Origin of the sequence: Pseudomonas bharatica (genome assembly GCF_048586865.1) — a bacterium.
GTDB lineage: Bacteria > Pseudomonadota > Gammaproteobacteria > Pseudomonadales > Pseudomonadaceae > Aquipseudomonas > Aquipseudomonas bharatica.
The window spans coordinates 531,758-553,487 of sequence record NZ_JBMAWR010000001.1 but is presented as its reverse complement, the minus strand read 5'-3'; the positions used below and the strand labels follow the sequence as shown (position 1 = coordinate 553,487).

The window sequence follows — 21,730 nt, the reverse complement described above, 5'->3', positions numbered from 1 at the left end:
CCACCTCATTTACCTTCCGGAGTATTCAATATGGATGGCTTCCACGATCTCGGCGGTTTCCAGGGCTTTGGCAAAGTGCCCCATCGCATCAACAGCCTGAGCTACAAGCAGGTATTCAAGCAGGACTGGGAACACCTGGCCTACAGCCTGATGTTCATCGGCGCCGATCACATGAAGAAGTTCAGCGTCGACGAAATACGTCACGCGGTCGAACGCATCGATGTGCGCCAGCATATCGGTACCGAGTACTACGAGCGTTATGTGATCGCCACCGCCACGTTGCTGGTCGAGACCGGCGTCATCACCCAGGCCGAACTGGATGAGGCGCTGGGCTCGCACTTCAAGCTGGCCAACCCCGCCCATGCGAAAGGGCGTGCGGCAATCACCGGGCGAGCGCCTTTCGAAGTGGGCGACCGGGTCATCGTGCGCGATGAATACGTGGCCGGGCATGTGCGCATGCCGGGCTATGTGCGCGGCAAGCAAGGCGTGGTGCTGCACCGGACCACCGAACAGTGGCCGTTCCCGGATGCGATCGGGCATGGCGACCAGAGCGCTGCGCACCAACCGACCTACCATGTCGAGTTTCGCGTGCGCGACCTGTGGGGCGATGCCGCAGACGATGGGCTGGTGGTGGTAGACCTGTTCGAAAGCTACCTGGACAAGGTCGAAGGTTCGGGAGCAGCGCGCCCATGAGCAATAGCGCCCAGGCGGGCCGACTGCCGGTGACGGTCCTTTCGGGCTTCCTCGGCGCAGGCAAGACGACCTTGCTCAACCATATCCTGCGCAACCGCCAGGGCCTGAAGGTGGCGGTTATCGTCAACGACATGAGCGAGGTCAACATCGATGCCTCCGAGGTGCAGCGCGAGGTTGCGCTGCACCGTGGCGAGGATGAATTGATCGAGATGAGCAACGGCTGTATCTGCTGCACCCTGCGTGCCGACCTGCTCGAGCAGATCAGCGCGTTGGCGCGCCAGCAGCGCTTCGATTACCTGTTGATCGAGTCCACCGGGATTTCCGAGCCGATGCCGGTCGCCGAGACCTTTGCCTTTCTCGACACCAACGGCTTCAGCCTTAGCGAACTGGCGCGCCTGGATACCCTGGTGACGGTGGTCGATGCCAGCCAGTTCATGGCCTTGCTCGATTCAGCCGAAACCGTCGCCCGTGCCGATGCCACCGGTGACATCCCCAGGCGTCCGCTGGCCGACCTGCTGATCGAGCAGGTCGAGTACGCCAACGTGATCCTGGTCAACAAGTGCGACCTGGTCGATGAGGCCGGCTACCAGGCGCTGCGGGCGACTCTGGCCGGACTCAATCCGGGGGCGCAGATCCTGCCGATGGTCGCCGGCAACGTAGCGCTGTCGAGCATCCTTGGCACCGGGCTGTTCGATCTGCCCCGCCTTGCTGCAGCGCCCGGGTGGATGAAGCAGATGGACGCGCACGACACACCGGCTGCCGAGTCGGACACCTATGGTGTGGTGTCGTGGGTGTATCGCGAGCGCGCCCCGTTCCATCCGCAACGCTTGCTCGAATTTCTTGTCCGCCCCTGGCGCAATGGTCGGTTGCTGCGCAGCAAAGGCTATTTCTGGCTCGCCAGCCGCCACCGCGAAACCGCGTTGCTGGTGCACAGCGGCAAGCAATTCCAGTGGGACTACGTGGGGCATTGGTGGCGCTTCATCGAACCGTCGCAATGGCCGCAAGACCACTATCGCCTGCAGGGCATCACCGCCAAGTGGGACAGCATCGTCGGCGACTGCCGCCAGGAACTGGTGTTCATCGGCCAGGACCTGGACATCCAGGCGCTGCAACGCGAGCTCGACCACTGTCTGCTGAGCCCGGACGAAATCGCCAGCGGCCCGTCGGCCTGGCCAGCGCTGCCGGGGGCGGCCGACTTCGACAGCCAGGCCGTGTCGGTCCGGCAGGCGCAGGCATCGCCGGCTGATGCCGCCATGCAAGCGGAGGTGTCGCATGCTGTTGTTTAATCGCACCAGCCGCTGGGTTTTAGCCCCGCTGGCCGACCGCCTGGCTGAGCGCGATGCATTCGTGCAACCAACCTGCTGGCCTTGAATGCGGCGATCGAGGCTGCACGGGCAGGTGAGGCCGGGTAACGTTCTGCCGGCCTTTACGCCAACCTGTCCTGGTCCCAGAATCTCCCTCCCAGCCAATAGAAATCCCATTGCCATGCCTCCAGGCTTTCCCGCCTTGCCGTCACTCAACGCCCTGCGCATGTTCGAAGTGGTTGCGCGGCATCTGAACTTTCGCCTCGCCGCCGAGGAACTGGGCCTGACCCAGGCCGCCGTGGCCCAGCAGATCCGTGGCCTGGAGGCGAGCCTCGGGGTTCGCCTGTTCGAGCGCCTGCCCCGGGGCCTTGGCCTGACCGACGCCGGTCGTGGCTACAGCGCCAGCATCCGCAGCGCCCTGGCGATGATCGACGAGGCGACCCGCCTGCTGCGTCCGCAGTCCGAACAATTGACCATCAGCGTGACCCCGTCGTTTGCCTCCCGCTGGCTGATGCCGCGCCTGGGTGATTTCGCCGAGCGCTATCCGCAGATCGACCTGCGCCTGCTGGCCACCGATCGGCTGTCGCATTTCCACACCGAGGGCGTCGATATCGCCGTGCGCTACGGCCAGCCGCCCTTCGGTGGCGGCCTGAACACCGAGTTGCTGATGGAGCAACGGGTAGTGGCCGTGGCGAGTCCGGCGTTATTGGCGCAAAAGGGCACCCCGCAAACCTTCGAGGCGCTGCAGGGCTTTGTCGCATTGCATGACGCCCACCATTACTGGCCGCTGTTCGTCGCCGCGCTGTTCCCCGGCCATCCTTCGCCGAGCGCCAGAAACCTGCGCTTCAACCAGACGTCCCTGGCCATCGAGGCGGCCATCGGCGGGCAGGGCATCGCGCTGGCCAGCCATGCCTTCGTCAAGGAGGATATCGGCGCCGGCCGCCTGACCCAGGTGTTCACCCAGGAGCTGCGCCTGGACAAGGCGTTCTACCTGGTCTGGCCGCGCAAGACCCGGCAGTCGCCGCTGTTGCAGGTTGTCAAGGAGTGGCTGAAGGAACAGGCAGCCGATAGCTGAGCTACTGGCTTGGCATGCTCTTCCTGTCTCCCTGGTCCTTGAATCGGCTGCTAGGGTGTAGGGACTCGAAACATCAAGAGTCCGAACCCCAGGAGGCAACATGGCAGTCGAAAAAACAGCGATCATCACCGCCGCCGGCAGCGGCATGGGCGCAGCCACGGCGCGGCGGCTGGCGGCCGACGGGTACAAGGTTGGGATCCTCTCGTCGTCCGGCAAGGGCGAGGCGCTGGCCCGGGAACTGGGTGGCGTCGGGGTGACCGGCAGCAACCAGTCGGTGGAAGACCTGCAACGCCTGGTGGATGCGGTGATGGAGAAATGGGGCCGGGTCGATGTGCTGGTCAACAGCGCCGGCCATGGCCCGCGGGCGCCGATCCTCGAGATCAGCGACGAAGACTGGCACAAGGGCATGGACACCTACCTGCTCAACGTGATCCGCCCGACCCGGCTGGTAGCGCCGATCATGCAGCGCCAGCAGGGCGGGGTGGTGATCAATATTTCCACCGCCTGGGCGTTCGAACCGGTGGACCTGTTCCCGACCTCGGCGGTGTTTCGCGCCGGGCTCGCGGCCTTTACCAAGATCTTTGCCGATACCTATGCCGGCGATAACCTGCGCATGAACAACGTATTGCCCGGATGGATCGACAGCCTGCCGGCCACCGACCAGCGCCGCGACAGCGTGCCGCTCAAGCGCTATGGAACCAGCGAGGAGATCGCGGCGACCATTGCCTTCCTGGCCAGCGATGGCGCCGCTTACATCACCGGGCAGAACCTCAAGGTGGATGGTGGGGTGACCCGCAGTATCTGAGGGTGTTGCTGCTGGCCCTATCGCTGGCAGCAACCCATTTTTTCCAACTCCCACAGAGCCACCGTCTAGCGAACACACGGCCCTCCATCGTTTTTGCTAAGCTCGCCGCCTGCAATCATTAGCGCTGGAAGACCCCGTGGCACGAAAATCCAGAAGAGAACTGGCCAGCGCCGAACAAGGCGCGATCCCGGTCACCGTGATCGATGTAGCCCGGGTCGCGGGCGTGTCGCCAATCACTGTTTCGCGAGCCCTGCACCGCCCCGAACGGGTCAGCGAAGCCACCCGCGAACGGGTGCTGGAAGTGGTCCGCGAGATGGGCTACGTGCCGAATTTGCTGGCCGGTAGCCTGGCCAGCAGCAAGAGCCGCCTGGTGGCGATCCTCCTGCCAACCCTGGCCAATTCGATCTTCGCTACCTTGGTCCAGTCCGTCATGGAGCGCCTGACCGAGGCGGGCTATCACTCGCTGCTCGGCCCGACCGGCTATTCGCCTGAAAAGGAAGAGGCGTTGCTGGAGGCGATCCTTGGGCGCCGTCCGGATGCCATCGTGCTGACCGGCACCTTGCATACCGATGGCAGCCGGGCGCGCCTGGCTTCGGCGGGGATCCCGGTGGTCGAGGCTTGGGATCTTGGCGAGCACGCTCTGGATATGCAGGTCGGTTTCTCCCATGAAGAGGTAGGACAACTGGTTGCCGAGCATTTCCATGGCAAGGGCTACCAGCGTTTCTCCGTGATCACGGTGGATGATCCCCGTGGCATCCGCCGCTGCGAAGGGCTGACCCGGCGCCTGGCCCAGCTCGGCATCGAGGATGTGCCGGTCGAAGTGCTGCCGCTGCCCTCTACCTGGTCGGTCGGCAGGGAAGGGCTGCGTCGCCTGCTGCAGCGCGATCCACGCCCGCAACTGGTGTTCTGCAGCTCCGACAGCGTGGCCCTCGGCGCCCTTGCAGAGGCCGCCGCACAAGGGCTGCGCGTTCCCGAAGAGATCGCCGTGCTCGGCTTCGGCGACACCGTCGACAGCCAGCATGCGCACCCGGCGCTGTCCACCATCAGTGTCAATTCCGCCGTCATGGGCCGCACGGTCGCCGAGGCGCTGTTGCGCCGTCTGGCCGGTGGCAAGGCAGTCGAACGGCACGATACAGGGTTCCATCTCGTCGAACGCGCCAGCACCTGAACTCCCCCTTGCCCGACAGAAAGTCCTTGCGGCTACTTGAATGATAACGTTATCCACTCCATGATGATCGCCAGGTTGTACGATGACCTCCATCTTCGCTGGATCATCCGCAGGCCCGTTCAATTCCGCCTAGAACAAAAGCACAAGGAAACCTCGATGAATGCACTGAGCCAAGCCACCCAAGCCACCCAAGCCACACCGCTGATCACCGAATTGCAGGTGGTGCCGGTGGCCGGCCACGACAGCATGCTGCTCAACCTCAGCGGCGCCCATGGCCCGTACTTCACCCGCAATGTGCTGATTCTCAAGGACAATGCCGGGCGTACCGGTGTCGGCGAGGTGCCGGGCGGCGAGGCGATTCGCAAGACCCTCGAAGACGCCCGCGACCTGCTGGTCGGCCAGTCCATCGGCAACTACCAGGGTCTGCTGAACAAGGTGCGCCATGCCTTTGCCGATCGAGATTCGGGTGGGCGGGGCCTGCAGACCTTCGACCTGCGCATCACCGTGCACGCCGTTACCGCACTGGAGTCGGCCTTGCTCGACCTGCTTGGCCAGCACCTTGAAGTGCCGGTAGCGGCGTTGTTGGGGGAAGGGCAGCAGCGCGATGCCGTCGAGATGCTCGGCTACCTGTTCTATGTCGGCGACCGCCAGCGCACCGACCTGCCGTACCGCAGCGAAGACGATGCCGATGACGCCTGGTTCCGCGTGCGCAACGAAGAAGCCCTGACCCCGGAGCGGGTGGTACGCCTGGCCGAGGCCGCTTACCAGCGCTATGGCTTCAAGGACTTCAAGCTCAAGGGCGGCGTGCTGCGCGGTGGCGAGGAGATCGAAGCGGTAACGGCCCTGGCCGAGCGCTTCCCTGACGCACGCATCACCCTTGACCCGAATGGTGCCTGGTCGCTGAAGGAAGCCATCGCCCTGTGCCGCGACCAGCATCACGTGCTGGCCTATGCCGAAGACCCTTGTGGTGCCGAGAATGGCTATAGCGGTCGCGAGGTGATGGCCGAGTTCCGCCGCGCCACGGGGCTGCGCACTGCCACCAACATGATCGCCACCGACTGGCGGCAAATGGGCCATGCGATCCAGTTGCAGTCGGTGGACATTCCCCTGGCGGACCCGCATTTCTGGACCATGCAGGGTTCGGTGCGGGTGGCGCAGATGTGCAATGACTGGGGGCTGACCTGGGGCTCGCACTCCAACAACCACTTCGATATCTCGCTGGCGATGTTCACCCATGTCGCAGCGGCGGCGCCGGGCAACGTCACGGCCATCGATACCCACTGGATCTGGCAGGACGGCCAGCGCCTGACCCGCGAGCCGCTGAAGATCGAGGGTGGCCTGGTGCAGGTGCCGACGAAGCCGGGGCTGGGGATCGAGCTGGACTGGGATGCCTTGATGCAGGCCCATGAGACCTACCGCAATATGGGCCTGGGCGCCCGGGACGACGCGGTGGCGATGCAGTACCTGGTGTCGGGATGGACCTTCGATAACAAGCGGCCTTGCCTGGTGCGCTGAGTACCTTCGAGCGCTTGACACCTACCCTGTGGGAGCTGGCTTGCCAGCGATTTGGCCCGACCTGGCAACCTCTTTGCCTTTGCCGGCCTCATCGCTGGCAAGCCAGCTCCCACAGGTGCTGCACAATGCTCAGGATCTGCGCTGACCTTGTAGGAGCTGGCTTGCCAGCTCCACAGGGCAACCTTGGTGCCGCTCAGTCCGGCTCAGGATGTTCGCTGGACACCGAGTTGTTGGCATCCACATCGGGCATCGCTTCCTCGAGCGATGCCTTTTCGGCCTCGGCCTCGGATTGCACATCCGGGGCCTGGTCCTCGTCGGGTCGATTTTCGTCTGCCATGTGCACCTCTTATTCCTGATCGATCAGGCTATCGGTCCTTGCCGTGCCATTGTCCCGCTCCAGTTGTGCATCCTGGTCCGAGCCGGGATTGCCAGGGGGCGGGTTCCAGTCTTCCGGGCGTTCGTCGTTTCCTTGCCTGGGCTCGGAGGGGCTTTGCTCGAGCCCGGAGCCATGCCCGTGGTTTTCCGGCGCTTCGCCGGGGCCGGGGTAGGGCGCATCCGGGCCGTTATGGTCGATTGGCATGCGTGTTCTCCTGTTCCAGGCGCGGACATCGCGCCCCTACGGTTGGGAGGGCCAGGGACGGGTGGAAGTGTCCGTGGTTCGACGAATGACATTCACCAGGCGCAGCGAAATTTCATGTCGTGGGGAATTTATCCTGGCGTACAACAGTCTTTCCCTGCGTAATGGCAATCGGATATCGTTTCCGTGCAAAGTTTCCGTGCAAAGTTCGACACGTCGCCGCGAGGTCAGGCATGAATTCAGAACCCACCGCGTCCGATGCCGGCGACGCCCGCGAGCGCCTGCAACTGGCCCTGGACGCCGGCGCCATCACCGGCAGTTGGGTTTGGGACATCCCCAACAACAGCGTTACCGCCGACCAGCGTTTTTCCCGGGCGTTCGGCCTGCCCCTGGACAAGTGCAGGGCCGGGATGCCGATCGAGGAAGCCTTCACCTCGATCCATCCGCAGGATGTCGAGCGGGTCGCCGCCGATATCCAGCGCACCATGCAACAGGGCGGGGCGTTCCGCTGCGAGTACCGGGTTCGCCAGGAAGACGGCTGCTACCGCTGGATCGAAGCCAGCGGGCACTGTGAACTGGACAGCCAGGGCCAGGCCGTGCGCTTCCCCGGGGTGCTGATCGATATCGAGTCGCGGCGGGCGGCGGAAGCCGAGCGGGACCGGGTTTCGGCGCTGCTGCGCACCTTCGCCGCCGCGGTGCCCGGGGTCGTCTACGCCAAGGACCTGGACGGGCGGATGCTGGTGGCCAACCACGGCACCACCGAACTGATCGGCAAGCCTCCGTCGTTCTATATCGGCAAGACCGACCTGGAGTTCCTCGAAGACAAGGACCAGGCCCGGCAGGTCATGGAAACCGACCGGCGCATCATGCAGGGCGGCAAGGCCGAGCAGATCGAGGAACGTGTCGATATGGCCGACGGCACCGCCGCCATCTGGCTATCGATGAAGGCGCCATTGCGCGACGACACGGGGGCGGTGATCGGGCTGATCGGCTCTTCCATCGACGTCACGGCCAAGAAGGCTGCCGAACAGGCCCTGCTGGATCTTAACCGGACCCTGGAAACCCGGATCAGCGAAGCCGTCGCCGAAAACGAGGCGGCCCAGGCAGCCTTGCGCCAGGCGCAGAAGATGGAGGCCGTCGGCCAGCTCACCGGTGGCATCGCCCACGACTTCAATAACCTGCTGGCGGGCATCACCGGCAGCCTTGACCTGATCAAGCTGCGCCTGAGCCAGGGGCGCACCGCCGACCTGGAGCGTTATGTCGCGGTGGCCCAGGGCGCGGCACAACGGGCGGCGGCCTTGACCCATCGCTTGCTGGCCTTTTCCCGGCAGCAGACGCTGCAGCCGGTGCCTACCGATATCAACGCCCTTGTCGGCGGCATGGAGGAACTGATCCAGCGCACCGTCGGCCCGACCATCGAGGTCTCGGTGCAGCTCGAGTCGGCGCTCAAGACCTGCCTGGTCGATCCGGCCCAGGTCGAGAATGCCCTGCTGAACCTGTGCATCAATGCCCGCGATGCCCTGCGCGGAGGGGGCGACCTGCGCATCCGCACCTTCGACCAGCGCGGTGGCGAACAGGACCTGCCGCCTGGCGACTACCTGACCATCGCCGTCGAGGACAACGGTTGCGGGATGAGCCCGGAAGTCCTGGCCAAGGTCTTCGAACCCTTCTTTACCACCAAGGCGGTTGGTGCCGGCTCCGGGCTGGGGCTGCCGATGATCTATGGCTTCGCCCGGCAGTCCGGCGGTCAGGTGCGGATCGAGTCCGAGGAGGGCGGCGGAACGCGGGTGTTCCTGTCGTTGCCGGCCCGGGCGTTGCCGGTCGCCACGCCGGCCATGGCCGGGGCCGGTGAAGAGATCCCCGGTGCAGCCCGCGGAGCCACGGTACTGGTGGTGGAAGATGAGGCCTCGGTGCGTGCCTTCGTCAGCGAAACCCTCGCCGGGCAGGGCTATGCGGTGATCGAGGCAGCGGACAGCAAGGCCGGGCTGCGCCTGCTGCGTTCGGATATCTGCATCGATGCGCTGGTGACCGACATCGGCCTGCCTGGCGGCATGGACGGGCATCGCATGGTACTCGAGAGCCGCGCCGCCAGGCCCGGGCTGCCGGTGCTGTTCATGACCGGCTATGCCCGGCCGGAGGTGCTGGAGAACTCGCCACTGGAGCCGGCAGGGCTGGTACTGACCAAGCCGTTCGCGCTGGAGGCGTTGCTCAGGGGTGTGGAAGCGCTGCTCAAGCGCTGAGGGGCTTCAGCATTGATAGCTGATTGATATCGGTCGGTCGCCACCTAATATTCACATTACTGTCATAAAGTTTCGGCAAAGTGCCTCGGCCATCACACGGAGCACTTTCTAGATGAAACGCCTGATGAAGTCCGCTGCACTCGCCGTTTCGGTTTCCCTGTTCGCCACCACGGCTTTCGCCGAAAACATCCGCCTGACCGGTTCCGGTGCCAGTTTCCCTGCACCGATCTACCTGACCTGGTTCAAGGATTTCAGCAAGAACACCGCTGGCGTAACGGTTGACTACCAATCCAAGGGCAGTGGTGCCGGTGTGCAGGATTTCCTGAACAAGACCGTCGATTTCGCCGCCAGTGACTCGGCCATGAAAGACGAGGAAATCGCCAAGGTCGGCGAGGGCGTGCAACTGCTGCCGATGACCGCCGGTGAAATCGTCCTGGCCTACAACCTGCCGGGCAACCCGAAGGGCCTGAAGCTGCCACGCGATGTGTATTCCGACATCTTCCTGGGCAAGATCACCCAGTGGAACGATCCGAAGATCGTCGCCGCCAACCCGGACCTGAAGCTGCCGGCCACCCCGATCACCGTGGTCGTGCGCGCCGACTCCAGCGGTACCACCGCCGTGTTCACCAAGCACCTGTCGGCCATCAACCCTGCATTCAAGGAAGCGCTGGGCGAGGGCAACACGGTGAACTGGCCGGCGACCGACAAGTTCATCAAGTCGCCGAAGAACGACGGCATCACCGCCACCGTGCGCCAGACCCCGGGCGCCATCGGCTACATCGAGTACGGCTTCGCCAAGCTGGCCAAGGTCGATTTCGCCGCGCTGCAGAACAAGGCCGGCCAGTACGTGGTGCCTAACGCCGAAAGCGGTGCCGAAGCGCTGGCAGCAGTGAAAATGCCGGAAAACCTGGTGGCCTGGCTGCCGGATCCGGACGGTGCCAAGTCCTACCCGATCACGTCCTACACCTGGATGATCTTCCGCAAGGACAACGGTAACCCGGCCAAGGCCAAGGCCATGCGCGACATGATCGAGTACAGCCTCACCGAAGGCCAGAAAATCGCCGACTCCATGGGCTACATCCCGCTGCCGCCATCGGTTGTCGAGCAGGTACGCAAAGCGTCCGCCAACATCCAGTAAGACTGCCAGCACGCTCCCGGCGCCTGTTGCACCGGGAGCGTTTGCCCTTGTACCGGAAGCAATCGATGAACACCCCATTTGACATACCGGATAACCCCGACTCCGCCTGCCGGCCACCCTCGGCGAAGGACTTCCTGGTCGATCGCATCTTCCGCGGCCTGGCCCGCATCGGTGTGGCGCTGATCCTGGCGCTGGTGCTCGCGCTGATCTTCGAGATCGGGCGCAAGGCGCTGCCAGGTATGGAGAAGCACGGCCTGGATGTGCTGTTCGGCACGGTCTGGGACGTCAACCAAGGCAAATACGGAATTCTGCCAGCCATTTGGGGCACGCTGTACAGCGCCTTCATCGCACTGCTTATCGCCGGGTTCTTCGGCGTCAGCATGGCGATCTTCCTGACCCAGGATTTCCTCCCGGCGAAACTCGCCGCTGTATTCCGCACCATCGTCGAATTGCTCGCCGCCATCCCCAGCGTGGTCTACGGCCTGTGGGGCATCTATGTAGTAATTCCGGCGATCCGCCCGCTGACCGCCTGGCTGAACAGCGAGCTGGGCTGGATTCCGTTCTTCGGTACCTCCCTGAGCGGCCCCGGCCTGCTGCCGGCGGCGCTGGTGCTGGCGATCATGATCCTGCCGACCGTTGCCGCTGTTTCCCAGGACGCCCTGGCCAGCGTGCCGATGAAAACCAAGCAGGCCGCCTATGGCTTGGGCACCACCCACTGGGAAGCGATCCTCAAGGTCATGGTTCCTTCTGCCGCCACCGGCATCTTCGGCTCCCTAGTACTCGGCCTGGGCCGGGCACTGGGTGAAACCATGGCCCTGGCCATGCTGGTGGGCAATGCCAACACCCTCTCGGTGTCGCTGTTCGCCCCGGCCAACACCCTGGCCGCCTTGCTCGCCCTGAACTTCCCGGAGGCCGGCCCGAACGAGGTCGAGGTGCTGATGTATGCAGCACTGGTGCTGATGTTCATCACCCTGCTGGTGAACGTGCTTGGATCGCTGCTCATGCTCTACGCCCAGCGGGGGAACAAATAATGACCGACCTGTCGCAACCGGTAACCGCGCTGCCGAGCCTGCAGCGTCGCTTCGAAGGCCGCGCCCTGCGCAGCCTGGTCCTGACCAGCCTGGCGTGGATCATCGCGATCGTGGCCAGCGTGCCGCTGATTTCCGTGCTGTACATGCTGATCACCAAGGGCGGTGCGCGCCTGAGCCTGGAGGTCTTCACCGAACTGCCCCCCACCGGCTTCGAGATGGGCGGGGGCTTCGGCAACGCCATGGCCGGCACCTTCGTCATGGTCGGCATCGCCGCGGCCATCGCCGTGCCGGTCGGCATCCTGGCGGCGGTGTTCCTCGCCGAACTGGGCCCTGACAGCAAGCTGGCCAACGCCGCGCGCTTCGCCGCGAAGATGCTCACCGGCCTGCCGTCGATCCTGGCGGGCGTATTCGCCTACGCCCTGGTGGTGATGACCACCGGCACCTATTCGGCACCGGCCGGTGGCGTGGCCCTGGCCGTGCTCATGCTGCCGATCGTCGTGCTGACCGCCGAGGAAGCCATGAAGATGGTGCCCAAGATCATGAAGGACGCCGCCTACGGCATGGGCTGCACCCGCGCCCAGGTGATCATGAAGATCATCCTGCCGACCGGCCTGCCGGCGATCCTCACCGGGGTGATGCTGGCGGTGGCCCGTGCCGCTGGCGAAACCGCGCCGCTGCTGTTCACCGCGCTGTTCAGCAACTACTGGATCTACCATGAAGGCAGCCTGGCCGTGATGAACCCCACGGCCTCGCTGGCGGTGCTGATCTACAACTTCTCCGGCATGCCGTTCGACAACCAGCTCGAACTCGCATGGGCGGCCTCGCTGGTCCTGGTGATCATCGTGCTGCTGGTCAATATCGTCAGCCGTATCTTCGGCAAGCCCAAGTATTAAGAAAGGGAGCATCCGAACTTGAACGTATCCGCCGCGCAACAGGCCGCTCCCGTGGCCAGCCAGGCTCCAGTGGTCATGGACTGCAAGCTGGACAAGATCTTCTACGGCAACTTCATGGCGGTCCGCGACAGCCACGTGCCGATCGAGAAGAACAAGATCACCGGCTTCATCGGTCCTTCCGGCTGCGGCAAGAGTACCGTGCTGCGCAGCCTGAACCGCATGAACGACCTGGTGAAGGGCTTCCGCTTCGAAGGCCATGTGCACTTCCTCGGCCAGGACGTCTATGGCAAGGGCGTCGATCCGGTGGTGGTGCGCCGCTACATCGGCATGGTGTTCCAGCAGCCGAACCCGTTCTCCATGAGCATCTTCGACAACGTTGCCTTCGGCCTGCGCCTGAATCGCTACAAGGGCGACATCGGTGACCGCGTCAAGCACGCCCTGCAAGGCGCGGCGCTGTGGGATGAAGTCAAGGACAAGCTCAAGGTCAGCGGCCTGTCCCTCTCCGGCGGCCAGCAGCAGCGCCTGTGCATTGCCCGGGCCATCGCCACCGAGCCGGAAGTGCTGTTGCTCGACGAGCCCTGCTCGGCACTCGACCCGATCGCCACCCGCCGTGTCGAGGAGCTGATGGTCGAGCTGAAGAAGGACTACACCATCGCCCTGGTGACCCACAACATGCAGCAGGCGATTCGCGTGGCCGACACCACGGCGTTCTTCTCGGTGGACATTTCCCAAGGCAGCCGTACCGGTTACCTGGTGGAAATGGGCCCGACCACGCAGATCTTCCAGAACCCGCGCGAACAACTGACGGACGACTACATCAGCGGCAAGTTCAGCTGAGTCGCACCGTTCTCCACCGGCGACCTGCCATCGCAGCCCCAAGGGGCTGCGATGGCAGGTCGCTTTATCGTCTTTTCAGTCCTTGGCGGAACTGTCCATGGGTGTCACGCATCGTCTCAACCTGTCAGCCGTAGAGCAGGCCCTGCGCGAAGTGCAAGGCCATTTTGCGGAGCTCAGCCGGCACTTCGTCGAGCCGCGCGACCCCTTCACCGACGAGGTCCTGGAAAATGTGCTTGAAGGCTATGCGCTGATTGATGACTATGTTGCCCGGGGCGTCGACCTGTTCGAGTTGCGTCAGCTCAACCTGATGCTCGAGATCAATGCCACCGTGTTGTGCGGCAGCGATCCTGTACGCCGTCGGGAGTTTGCCCAGCACCTCGCGGCCACCGAGGAGCACTTCTTCAACAACGTCGAAGGCGGCATCAAGGACCTCTACAACTGGTACTGTGCCTACCGCAGCGACTCGGTGTGGAAACGGGCGGCCGGGGTGTACGTACGGATCCTCAGCAAGCCTCAGCTGTTCATCGAGGGCAACAACCGCACCGGCTCGCTGATCGTCAGCTACCTGTTGATGCGCGCCGGGCTGCCGCCGTTCGTGTTGTCGCTGGATAACGCCGAGGGCTACTTCAACCCGTCGTCGGTCATCCGTAACTCTGCCAAGCACGGCGTCAAGGCGTTGTACGAGCTGCCCAAGATCAAGAAGAAGTACGCGGCTTTCCTGGAGTCCAGGGCGCCGGCCCCGGGGAAATTCTTTCTGAGTGCACCGCGCATGCCGATTTATCAGGAGAACCAATGATGGCCAGGTACCGAATGCTCGAACGAACGCAGGCCAGTGGCAAAAGGGCATGGCAGGCCATCGGCCACGCCCTGGACCGCCCGCGCATCCGCGTCTCGTTCGACATCGACGATACGCTGGCCTGCCTGCCGCATCACAGTCCTGCCGAAGACAGCCGACTGCCCGATTTCATCCACCGCTGGCTGGGCGAACCCTTGCGCAGCGGCACCCGCTCGCTGATCCGCGACCTGCGTCGCCAAGGTTGCAGCATCTGGATCTACACCTCTTCCGGGCGTACTCCTTCCTATATCCGTCGCTGGCTGATGCTGTATGGCATCCGCGTCGATGGCGTGGTCAACAGCGACCGGCATCACCATGTGGTGACTGCACGCGGCTTCGAGAAGATGCCGTCGAAATTCCCGCCGGCCTTCGATATCGACCTGCATGTGGACGACTCCGAAGGCGTGCGGATCGAGGGCGACGATCACGGCTTCCGTGTGGTGGTGGTCTGCCCGAAGGACAAGGCCTGGACGCAGAAGGTGCTGCAGGCGGCGGTCGAGGTGCAGGCGAAGCTTGTACCACCGCGGGTGGCAAGGCCGGTGGTGGCTGCCCGTCGTGCAGAGGCCGTGACGTCCTGACGGGGCAGCCTCCGGCCTTGTCTTCAGATCGACAATGCCAGCAACGCCGCCGCCAACGCCGGCGGCATCACCAGCAGCCCCAGGCGCAGGAAGCGCCACGCGCTGACATGTTCGCCCTCGCGGCGGATCGCCACCAGCCATAGCAAGGTTGCCAACGAGCCGGTGATCGACAGGTTCGGGCCCAGGTCCACGCCGATCAGCAGGGCAGCGGTGGTCTGCTGCGGCAGCGCGACCAGCGAGCCCATGGAGCCAGCGATCAGTCCGGTCGGCAGGTTGTTCATCAGGTTGCTGGCGATGGCCACGCCCACGCCGCCCAGCCAGCTGGCCCGGGTTGGCGATTCCGCCGCCAGGCTGGCCAGGCCCTGGGCAAGGCGCGCGATCAGGCCGGTCTGGGCGACGGCTTCGACCAGTACGAACAAACCCGCCACCAGCGGCAACACGCCCCACGCCACATGGCGCAGTACCGGCATCGGGCTGCGCCGTTGGCGCAGGTGGATCAGCACGGTGGTCGCCACGCCGGCGCAGAAGGTCGGCAGGCCCAGCGCCCGGTCCAGTGCCGAGGCGCCCAGCAGCAGGGCGGCGGTGAAGGCGATGCCCAGGGCACACAGGCGGGCACCGGCAGACAGCGGCTGGGACTCCACGCTCAGGGCCAGCGGTTGACGGATCTGCCGGCGCTGGGTCAGGCGCAACACAAGGTAGGTCAGGACGATCGCGGCCAGCGACGGCAGGCTGAATTGCCTCAGCCAGTCCAGCAGCGGCGGCATCTGGCTGCCGAAGACCACCAGGTTGGCCGGGTTGGAAATGGGCAGCACGAAACTGGCGGCATTGGCGATGAAGGCACAGATGAACAGGTAGGGTAGGGGTTCGGCCCGGGCGGCCTTGCACGCGGCATAGACCGCCGGGGTCAGCACCACTGCGGTAGCGTCATTGGACAGGAACACGGTGACCAGCGTGCCCACCAGGAACACCAGGTCGAACAGCCGTTGTCCCGAACCCTTGGCGTGTTGCACGGCATAGCGCGCCAGCCAGTCGAACAGGCCCTCCTGGCGGGCCAGTTCGGCCAGCACCATCATGCCGATCAGGAACAGGTAAACGTCGCCGCCTTCGGCGACGGCCGCCAGGGCACGCTGCGGTGTGATCAGGCCCAGGCCGGCCAGCAGCAGTGCGCCGCCCATGGCCCAGACATATTCCGGGATCCGCCATGGACGCAGGATGACGCCGCAGGTGGCGAGGGCGGCTATCGCCCAGATGATCGAAGCATTTTCACTAAAGGACATGGGGCGTTCAGGTTCCGGCAGGAGAAGGCAGGGACGATGGCGAGGTGCGCGGGTGGGTTTCGGGCAGTGCCAGCAATACCAGCATGAAGGCGGCCCCGGCAATCGCGGCCAGGGTCAGGAAGGCTGCATCGTAGCCGGCGGCCTGCACCACCAGCCCGGCGATGCCGGGGCTCAGCGCGGCGCCCAGTCCGAACACGGCGGTCAGAGCACCGAGGCTGACGTTGAAGCGCCCGGTGCCTTCGGTCAGGTCCTTGACCACGATCGGGAACAGCGCACCGAAGATACCGGCGCCTATGCCGTCGAGCAGTTGCACGCCCACCAGCCAGAACGGGTTATCGGACACCACGTACAACGCGCCGCGCAGCGGCAGGATGAGAAAGCCGGCCAGCATGAACGGCTTGCGTCCCCAGTGCTCGGCCTTGGCCCCGACCAGCAGCGCCATCGGCACCATGACCAGTTGCGCCGCGACGATGCACGCAGAGGTAAGCGGCGTGGCAAGGTTCAGGTCGATCTGCGACAGCTTCTGGCTCACCAGCGGCAGCATCGCCGCATTGGCCAGGTGGAACAGCGCGCAGCACACCGCGAACAGCAGCAAGGTGCGGTTGTGCAGCAGCAGCTTGAAGCCGGCAGGCTGGTCGACAGCGCCGGGGCCATGGACCAGTCCGCGCGCCAGTTGGTGATCGATGGCCGCCGCCGGTACACGTGCCGTGGCCAGCACGCTGGCCACGGTCATGACCGCCATCAGGTAGAACACCACCACCGGGCCGAACAGGTAGGCCAGGCCGCCTGCCAGCATGGCCGAGCAGGCATTGCCGGCATGGTTGAAGGTTTCGTTGCGGCCGACCCGGGCGGTGAAGGCCTTGGGCCCGCTGATGCCCAGCGAGATCGCGGCAATCGCCGGGGCGAACACCGAGCCGGCCAGGGCGCTGACCGTCTGGGTCAGGGCCACGGCGCCGAACGTCGAGAGCAGTGGTAGCAGCAGGCAACTCCCGGTCACCAGCACGGCGGCGATCACCACTACCGCGCGCTTGGCCGGGGTGCGGTCGATCAGCGCCCCGGCCGGGGTCTGCGCCAGCAGCGCGGCAATGCCGGCCAGGCTCATCACCAGGCCGATGCTCGCCGGTTGCCAGTGGTGCACCGCCAGCAGGTAGATGGCCAGGTACGGCCCCAGGCCGTCGCGCACGTCGGCGAGGAAGAAGTTCAGCCAGTCCAGGGCACGCTGGTGTGACGCGGGGGGCCTTGAGTGTTGCAAGGATGAAGTCTCGAAAAAGCCATGGGGAGCGCGATCGGCCGTTGCCGACCGCGCCGGTTTCAGCCGATATGCAGGCGGTTGCGGCCCGCTTCCTTGGCGACGTACAGCGCCTGGTCGGCACGTGCGATCAGCGCCTGGCCGTTGTCCAGGTCATTGCCGTTGATACAGGCGACGCCGATGCTCACGGTCACCTGAGCAAAGGGACTGTCGTGGTGGGCGATAGGTTCCTGGCCCAGGGCGTCGAGCATGGCCCGGGCCACACTGGCGGCACCGGCAGCATCGGTATCGGGCAGGATTGCCGCCAGTTCCTCGCCACCATAGCGTGCCAGCAGGTCGGGCGGGCGGCGCACGCAGGCCGCCAGCCGCCTGGCCACCTCCTGCAGGCAGCCGTCGCCGGCCAGGTGGCCGTGGCTGTCGTTGTAGCGCTTGAAGTGATCGATATCCACCATCAGCAGGGCCAGCGGGTTGCCACTGCGCCTGGCCCTGCCGATTTCCCGGGCCAGGGCTTCGTCGAAGCAACGCCGATTGGCCAGCCCGGTCAGCGCATCGTGCATCGCCAGGCGCGCGAGTTGTTGGTTGCTTTCCAGCAGTTGCTGCTGGGCCACCAGCAATTCGGCTTCCGCCTGGCTGCGACGGCACATGGTGCCTATCAGCATCCAGCCGATACCACCGGTCAGGAGCAGCAGCCCGCAGACCACCAGCGCCGACCACTGCGCCTCCAGCCTCCAGGCCGCCAGTGCCTCGCTCTTGCCCAGCGCCACGGTGGTGACCAGGGGCAGGGTGTCGCTCTTGCGAAACGCATACAGGCGCTCGACACCATCCAGGCTGGAGGTGAACGATGCGGTGCCCACCGACTTGTCGACCAGGTACTTGACGTAGATCGGTGAACTGGAAAAGTTGCGGCCCATGTCCTGCTCGCGGAACGGGTAGCGCACCAGCAGCGCACCGTCGGTATAGGACAGCCCGATGGCACCGTCATGGCCGAGATCGATCTGGCCGAACAGGCGCAGGAAATTCTCCACGCCCAGGGTCACGGCAACCACGCCTGCGAATTGTCCTTGCGCGTCGTCGAAGCGGCGGCTGATGGTGATCACCCATTCCTGGTTCGAGCGACTGCGGATGGGCAGGCCGATGAAGGGCTCGCGGGAAGGGTCGTCGCGGTGATGGATGAAGTACGCCCGGTCACTGCTGTTGGCACCGACCGGGATGGGCCGGTTGGACGACATCAGCCAGCGCCCGTCCTTGTCGTACACGGTGATGCCGCTCATTTGCGGCATCAGTGGCTGCTGGCGGCTGACCAGTTGGCTGAGCCGCTCGATCTGCCGCGGCCCGCTGCCTTCGGTTTCCAGGCGCTCCACCAGCCCGAGCAGGATCATCGAGCTTTGCCGCACGATGCCTTCGGAGTAGGTGGAGAGGGCCTGGGAGAGGTTAAGGCCGTGGATGTTGATTTCTTCGAGGGCGCGTTCACGGGAAGCCATCACTTTCCACAGTGCCAACGAAGCGAGCGAGCAACCGATGATCGACAGCAGCAGAACAACGAGGTGAATATCACGTTTCACGGTGGTACCTGGTGGAAATCCGAATTCCGACGCTTGCGATCAATCGCTGAAGGCCATAGCACATCGCCATTCCTGGCGTTGTGCAATGATATAGGGAGTCACCTTGAAGTACAGTAAATACGCTGCTTTCACTCGGGTATCGCGATGTTCGGCAGGCTGACGATCAACTGGCCTGGTGGGGCAGGGGTTTCAGGCCGCTGTCTTCGATAGCGGCGTCGGCCTCGGGTGACGCCAGGTAGTCGAGCAGCGCCTGGGCCTCGGCATGATGCTGGGTCTTGCTGACGATGGCGCCCGAGTAAAGGGTCATCTTCTGGGCTTGCTCCGGGATCAGGCCAACGATGTCTATACCCTCGACCGGCTTGAGCTCGCTCAGCTGTTGAAAACCGACCTGGGCCTGGCCGCGGGCAACCACCGCGCCAACCGGTTCGGCAGGAATCATGTGGGCCTTGGCCTGGAACCCGGCGCCCAGTTGCATGCGCGGGAACAGCGTGCGCGACAGGTACACACCGCTCGCGCTGTCGGAATAGGCCACCGAACTGCTTTGCAGCAGCACCGAGCGCAGGCCTTGCATGGTGCTGATATCCGGCTTCGGCGCGCCTTTGCGCACGGCCATGGCAATGAAGGATTTGCCCAGATCGACGCGGCTGGCCTGTTCCGCCTGGCCGTGGGCGATCAGGTCGTCGAGTGCCGAGCCGACCATCAGCACCACGTCGGCCGACTCGCCCCGGGCCAATCGATTGGGCACCGCCTGTGGAGTCTCGCCCATCGAAGGTGCGGCCAGGACGTTGAGCCTGACGCCGAATTTCTTCTCGTAGGCCGGTGCCGCCTCCCGAATGGCTCCCATGATCCCGCCGGAACTGAGCACGGTCAGGGTGTGTTCATCGGCCTGCGCGGCGTCGGCCGCCGAGCAGGCGAGCGTGGTCATCAACAGGGCGGTGCAGGACAGCATTCGAAGCATTGGAACAGTCTCCACGAACTCAAGGCCGGCCACTGTAAGGGAGCACGCGGTGTGGCGGGATTAAGCGCGGGTTAAGAATGTTTCATATTGCGGATCAAGGCCGGCCGCCTGCTCCTTCACCGCGCCGGTTTGGCGCCAGCTCCCACAGAGCAAAACATAACTCTTTGATTTGCACGGACCTTGTGGGAGCGGGTTTACCCGCGATTGCTGTGGTGAAGTCACTGTAGCAATCGCGGGTGAACCCGCTCCCACAGTGCCGCGTGAACCATACGTCAGCGGGCTTATGCCGGCGAGTTGGCGGAAATGCTGGCAAGCGACCTCTGACCCAGCCAATAACGGTATGGCTGGCATCCGAATCTGGTATTTCATCCCGCATTGCACGGCTGATTAGCATCGTCGATGTCTTCCTGTCGACGAGAACAATAACGTGAATCTTGGAACGATCATTACCCGAAGCAGCCGCTACTGGCCTGAGCAGGTTGCCGTGGCGGACAGCCGCACGCGCCTGACCTACGCCCAGCTGGAGCGCCGCGCCAACCGCCTGGCTTCGGCACTGGGCACGCTGGGCGTAGCGGCCGGCGAGCATGTGGCGATCCTCGCCGCCAACCGTGTGGAGCTGGTGGAAGCGGAAGTGGCGCTGTACAAGGCGGCGATGGTCAAGGTGCCGATCAATGCGCGGCTGTCGCTGGATGAAGTGGTGCGGGTACTGGAGGATTCCTGCAGCGTTGCGCTGATCACCGATGCCGGCTTTGCCCAGGCATTGGCAACACGGCGCGCCGAGTTGCCGCTGCTGCGCCAGGTGATCGTGCTGGAGGGCGAGGCGGGCGAAGCGGGAGAGGAGAGCAACGTGGGTTATGCCGCGTTGCTCGAACGCGGCAGCGAAGCACCCCTTGGCCTGGACCCGGCCGACGATGCGCTGGCGGTGCTGCACTACACCTCCGGCAGTTCGGGTGTGCTCAAGGCCGCCATGCTGTCCTTCGGCAACCGCAAGGCGCTGGTGCGCAAGAGCATCGCCAGCCCCACGCGGCGCTCCGGGCCGGGCGACGTCATGGCCCATGTCGGGCCCATCACCCATGCCAGCGGCATGCAGATCATGCCGCTGCTGGCGGTCGGGGCCTGCAACCTGTTGCTCGACCGCTATGACGACCGCCTTCTGCTCGAGACCATCGAGCGCGAGCGGGTGACCCGGCTGTTCCTGGTGCCGGCGATGATCAACCGCCTGGTGAACTACCCCAACGTCGAGCGTTTCGACCTGTCCAGCCTGAAGCTGGTCATGTATGGCGCCGCGCCCATGGCACCGGCGCTGGTGAAGAAAGCCATCGAACTGTTCGGGCCGATCCTCGCGCAAGGTTACGGCGCTGGTGAAACCTGCTCGCTGGTCACGGTGCTGACCGAACAGGACCACCTGGTGGAAGACGGCGACTACCGGCGCCTGGCCTCTTGCGGTCGGTGCTATTTCGAGACCGACCTGCGGGTGGTCAACGAGGCGTTCGAGGACGTCGCACCCGGCGAGGTCGGCGAGATCGTGGTCAAGGGCCCCGATGTCATGCAGGGCTACTGGCGTGCGCCGGCGCTCACTGCCGAGGTCATGCGCGACGGTTACTACCTCACCGGCGACCTGGCGACGGTCGATGCCCAGGGTTATGTGTTCATCGTCGATCGCAAGAAGGAAATGATCATTTCCGGTGGCTTCAACGTGTACCCCAGCGAAGTGGAACAGGTGATCTACGGCTTCCCCGAGGTGTTCGAGGTGGCGGTGGTCGGCGTGCCCGATGCGCAGTGGGGCGAAGCGGTGCGTGCGGTGGTGGTGCTCAAGCCCGGCGCGCAACTGGACGCTGCCGAACTGATCGAGCGCTGCGGCCGGGCGCTGGCCGGTTTCAAGAAACCGCGTGGCGTCGACTTTGTCAGCGAACTGCCGAAAAACCCCAACGGCAAGGTGGTGCGCCGCCTGGTCCGGGACACCTACTGGCAACACAGCGAACGTCGTATCTGACC

The 21,730-nt window shown here is 64.7% G+C and carries 20 protein-coding genes; 14 read left to right on the top strand and 6 right to left on the bottom strand.

Annotation, left to right across the window (positions count from 1 at the left end):
• Nucleotides 1-30 precede the first annotated feature (30 nt).
• The 6 genes from nthB to gudD all read left to right on the top strand — a co-directional run bounded on the left by nthB (nt 31) and on the right by gudD (nt 6,560).
• On the top strand, nt 31-693 hold the full coding sequence (gene nthB, locus ACKLLE_RS02420) for a nitrile hydratase subunit beta (protein WP_420056662.1): 663 nt from the start codon (nt 31-33) through the stop codon (nt 691-693).
• Nucleotides 690-1,979, top strand: coding sequence for a GTP-binding protein (locus ACKLLE_RS02415; RefSeq protein ID WP_420056661.1), 1,290 nt, complete (start codon nt 690-692; stop codon nt 1,977-1,979). The genes nthB and ACKLLE_RS02415 overlap by 4 nt, the downstream gene beginning before the upstream one ends.
• A 199-nt stretch (nt 1,980-2,178) precedes the next feature.
• Nucleotides 2,179-3,072, top strand: a complete 894-nt coding sequence (locus tag ACKLLE_RS02410; RefSeq protein WP_420056660.1) for a LysR substrate-binding domain-containing protein — start codon at nt 2,179-2,181, stop codon at nt 3,070-3,072.
• A 100-nt stretch (nt 3,073-3,172) separates the two neighbouring features.
• On the top strand, nt 3,173-3,877 hold the full coding sequence (locus ACKLLE_RS02405; RefSeq protein ID WP_420056659.1) for an SDR family oxidoreductase: 705 nt from the start codon (nt 3,173-3,175) through the stop codon (nt 3,875-3,877).
• A 136-nt stretch (nt 3,878-4,013) separates the two neighbouring features.
• On the top strand, nt 4,014-5,045 hold the full coding sequence (locus ACKLLE_RS02400; RefSeq protein WP_420056658.1) for a LacI family DNA-binding transcriptional regulator: 1,032 nt from the start codon (nt 4,014-4,016) through the stop codon (nt 5,043-5,045).
• A 156-nt stretch (nt 5,046-5,201) separates the two neighbouring features.
• Nucleotides 5,202-6,560, top strand: coding sequence for a glucarate dehydratase (gudD, locus tag ACKLLE_RS02395; RefSeq protein WP_064304335.1), 1,359 nt, complete (start codon nt 5,202-5,204; stop codon nt 6,558-6,560).
• Nucleotides 6,561-6,753: 193 nt separating this feature from the next.
• Here the strand turns inward: gudD and ACKLLE_RS02390 are convergent, their stop codons facing one another.
• Both ACKLLE_RS02390 and ACKLLE_RS02385 read right to left on the bottom strand, forming a co-directional pair.
• The gene (locus tag ACKLLE_RS02390; RefSeq protein WP_420056657.1) at nt 6,754-6,897 is read right to left on the bottom strand and encodes a hypothetical protein; all 144 of its coding nucleotides are present in this window, start codon (nt 6,895-6,897) and stop codon (nt 6,754-6,756) included.
• A 9-nt stretch (nt 6,898-6,906) separates the two neighbouring features.
• Nucleotides 6,907-7,140 (bottom strand): hypothetical protein, encoded by a 234-nt coding sequence (locus tag ACKLLE_RS02385; protein WP_420056656.1) that lies wholly within the window; start codon nt 7,138-7,140, stop codon nt 6,907-6,909.
• Between the two features lie 230 nt (nt 7,141-7,370).
• Between ACKLLE_RS02385 and ACKLLE_RS02380 the strand changes: the two genes are divergently transcribed.
• From ACKLLE_RS02380 to ACKLLE_RS02350, 7 genes are all read left to right on the top strand, one after another.
• Nucleotides 7,371-9,377 (top strand): hybrid sensor histidine kinase/response regulator, encoded by a 2,007-nt coding sequence (locus tag ACKLLE_RS02380; protein ID WP_420056655.1) that lies wholly within the window; start codon nt 7,371-7,373, stop codon nt 9,375-9,377.
• Nucleotides 9,378-9,489: 112 nt separating this feature from the next.
• Entirely contained in the window at nt 9,490-10,515 is a 1,026-nt protein-coding gene (gene pstS / locus ACKLLE_RS02375) for a phosphate ABC transporter substrate-binding protein PstS (protein ID WP_009400296.1), read from the top strand.
• Between the two features lie 65 nt (nt 10,516-10,580).
• Nucleotides 10,581-11,546 carry a phosphate ABC transporter permease subunit PstC gene (pstC, locus tag ACKLLE_RS02370; RefSeq protein ID WP_009400295.1) on the top strand — a complete coding sequence of 322 codons (966 nt, stop codon included), beginning with the start codon at nt 10,581-10,583 and terminating at the stop codon, nt 11,544-11,546.
• Nucleotides 11,546-12,439, top strand: coding sequence for a phosphate ABC transporter permease PstA (gene pstA / locus ACKLLE_RS02365; protein ID WP_009400294.1), 894 nt, complete (start codon nt 11,546-11,548; stop codon nt 12,437-12,439). Before pstC ends, pstA begins: the two co-directional genes overlap by 1 nt.
• Before the next feature lie 75 nt (nt 12,440-12,514).
• Nucleotides 12,515-13,276, top strand: coding sequence for a phosphate ABC transporter ATP-binding protein PstB (pstB, locus tag ACKLLE_RS02360; RefSeq protein ID WP_051032704.1), 762 nt, complete (start codon nt 12,515-12,517; stop codon nt 13,274-13,276).
• 97 nt (nt 13,277-13,373) lie between these two features.
• Nucleotides 13,374-14,072, top strand: a complete 699-nt coding sequence (locus tag ACKLLE_RS02355; protein WP_009400292.1) for a hypothetical protein — start codon at nt 13,374-13,376, stop codon at nt 14,070-14,072.
• Nucleotides 14,072-14,689: a hypothetical protein gene (locus ACKLLE_RS02350; RefSeq protein ID WP_420056654.1), complete on the top strand. Its 618-nt coding sequence runs from the start codon at nt 14,072-14,074 to the stop codon at nt 14,687-14,689. The genes ACKLLE_RS02355 and ACKLLE_RS02350 overlap by 1 nt, the downstream gene beginning before the upstream one ends.
• Nucleotides 14,690-14,712: 23 nt before the next feature.
• On the opposite strand, the gene ACKLLE_RS02345 is transcribed toward ACKLLE_RS02350, so the two are convergent.
• The 4 genes from ACKLLE_RS02345 to ACKLLE_RS02330 all read right to left on the bottom strand — a co-directional run bounded on the left by ACKLLE_RS02345 (nt 14,713) and on the right by ACKLLE_RS02330 (nt 19,735).
• Entirely contained in the window at nt 14,713-15,966 is a 1,254-nt protein-coding gene (locus tag ACKLLE_RS02345) for an arsenic transporter (protein WP_420056653.1), read from the bottom strand.
• Between the two features lie 7 nt (nt 15,967-15,973).
• Nucleotides 15,974-17,218, bottom strand: coding sequence for an MFS transporter (locus ACKLLE_RS02340; protein ID WP_420056652.1), 1,245 nt, complete (start codon nt 17,216-17,218; stop codon nt 15,974-15,976).
• Between the two features lie 59 nt (nt 17,219-17,277).
• Nucleotides 17,278-18,777, bottom strand: coding sequence for a sensor domain-containing diguanylate cyclase (locus ACKLLE_RS02335; protein ID WP_420056651.1), 1,500 nt, complete (start codon nt 18,775-18,777; stop codon nt 17,278-17,280).
• Nucleotides 18,778-18,940: 163 nt separating this feature from the next.
• Nucleotides 18,941-19,735: a substrate-binding domain-containing protein gene (locus ACKLLE_RS02330; protein WP_420056650.1), complete on the bottom strand. Its 795-nt coding sequence runs from the start codon at nt 19,733-19,735 to the stop codon at nt 18,941-18,943.
• A 427-nt stretch (nt 19,736-20,162) separates the two neighbouring features.
• On the opposite strand from ACKLLE_RS02330, the gene ACKLLE_RS02325 reads away from it, so the two are divergent.
• The gene (locus tag ACKLLE_RS02325; RefSeq protein WP_420056649.1) at nt 20,163-21,728 is read left to right on the top strand and encodes an AMP-binding protein; all 1,566 of its coding nucleotides are present in this window, start codon (nt 20,163-20,165) and stop codon (nt 21,726-21,728) included.
• Nucleotides 21,729-21,730: the final 2 nt, after the last annotated feature.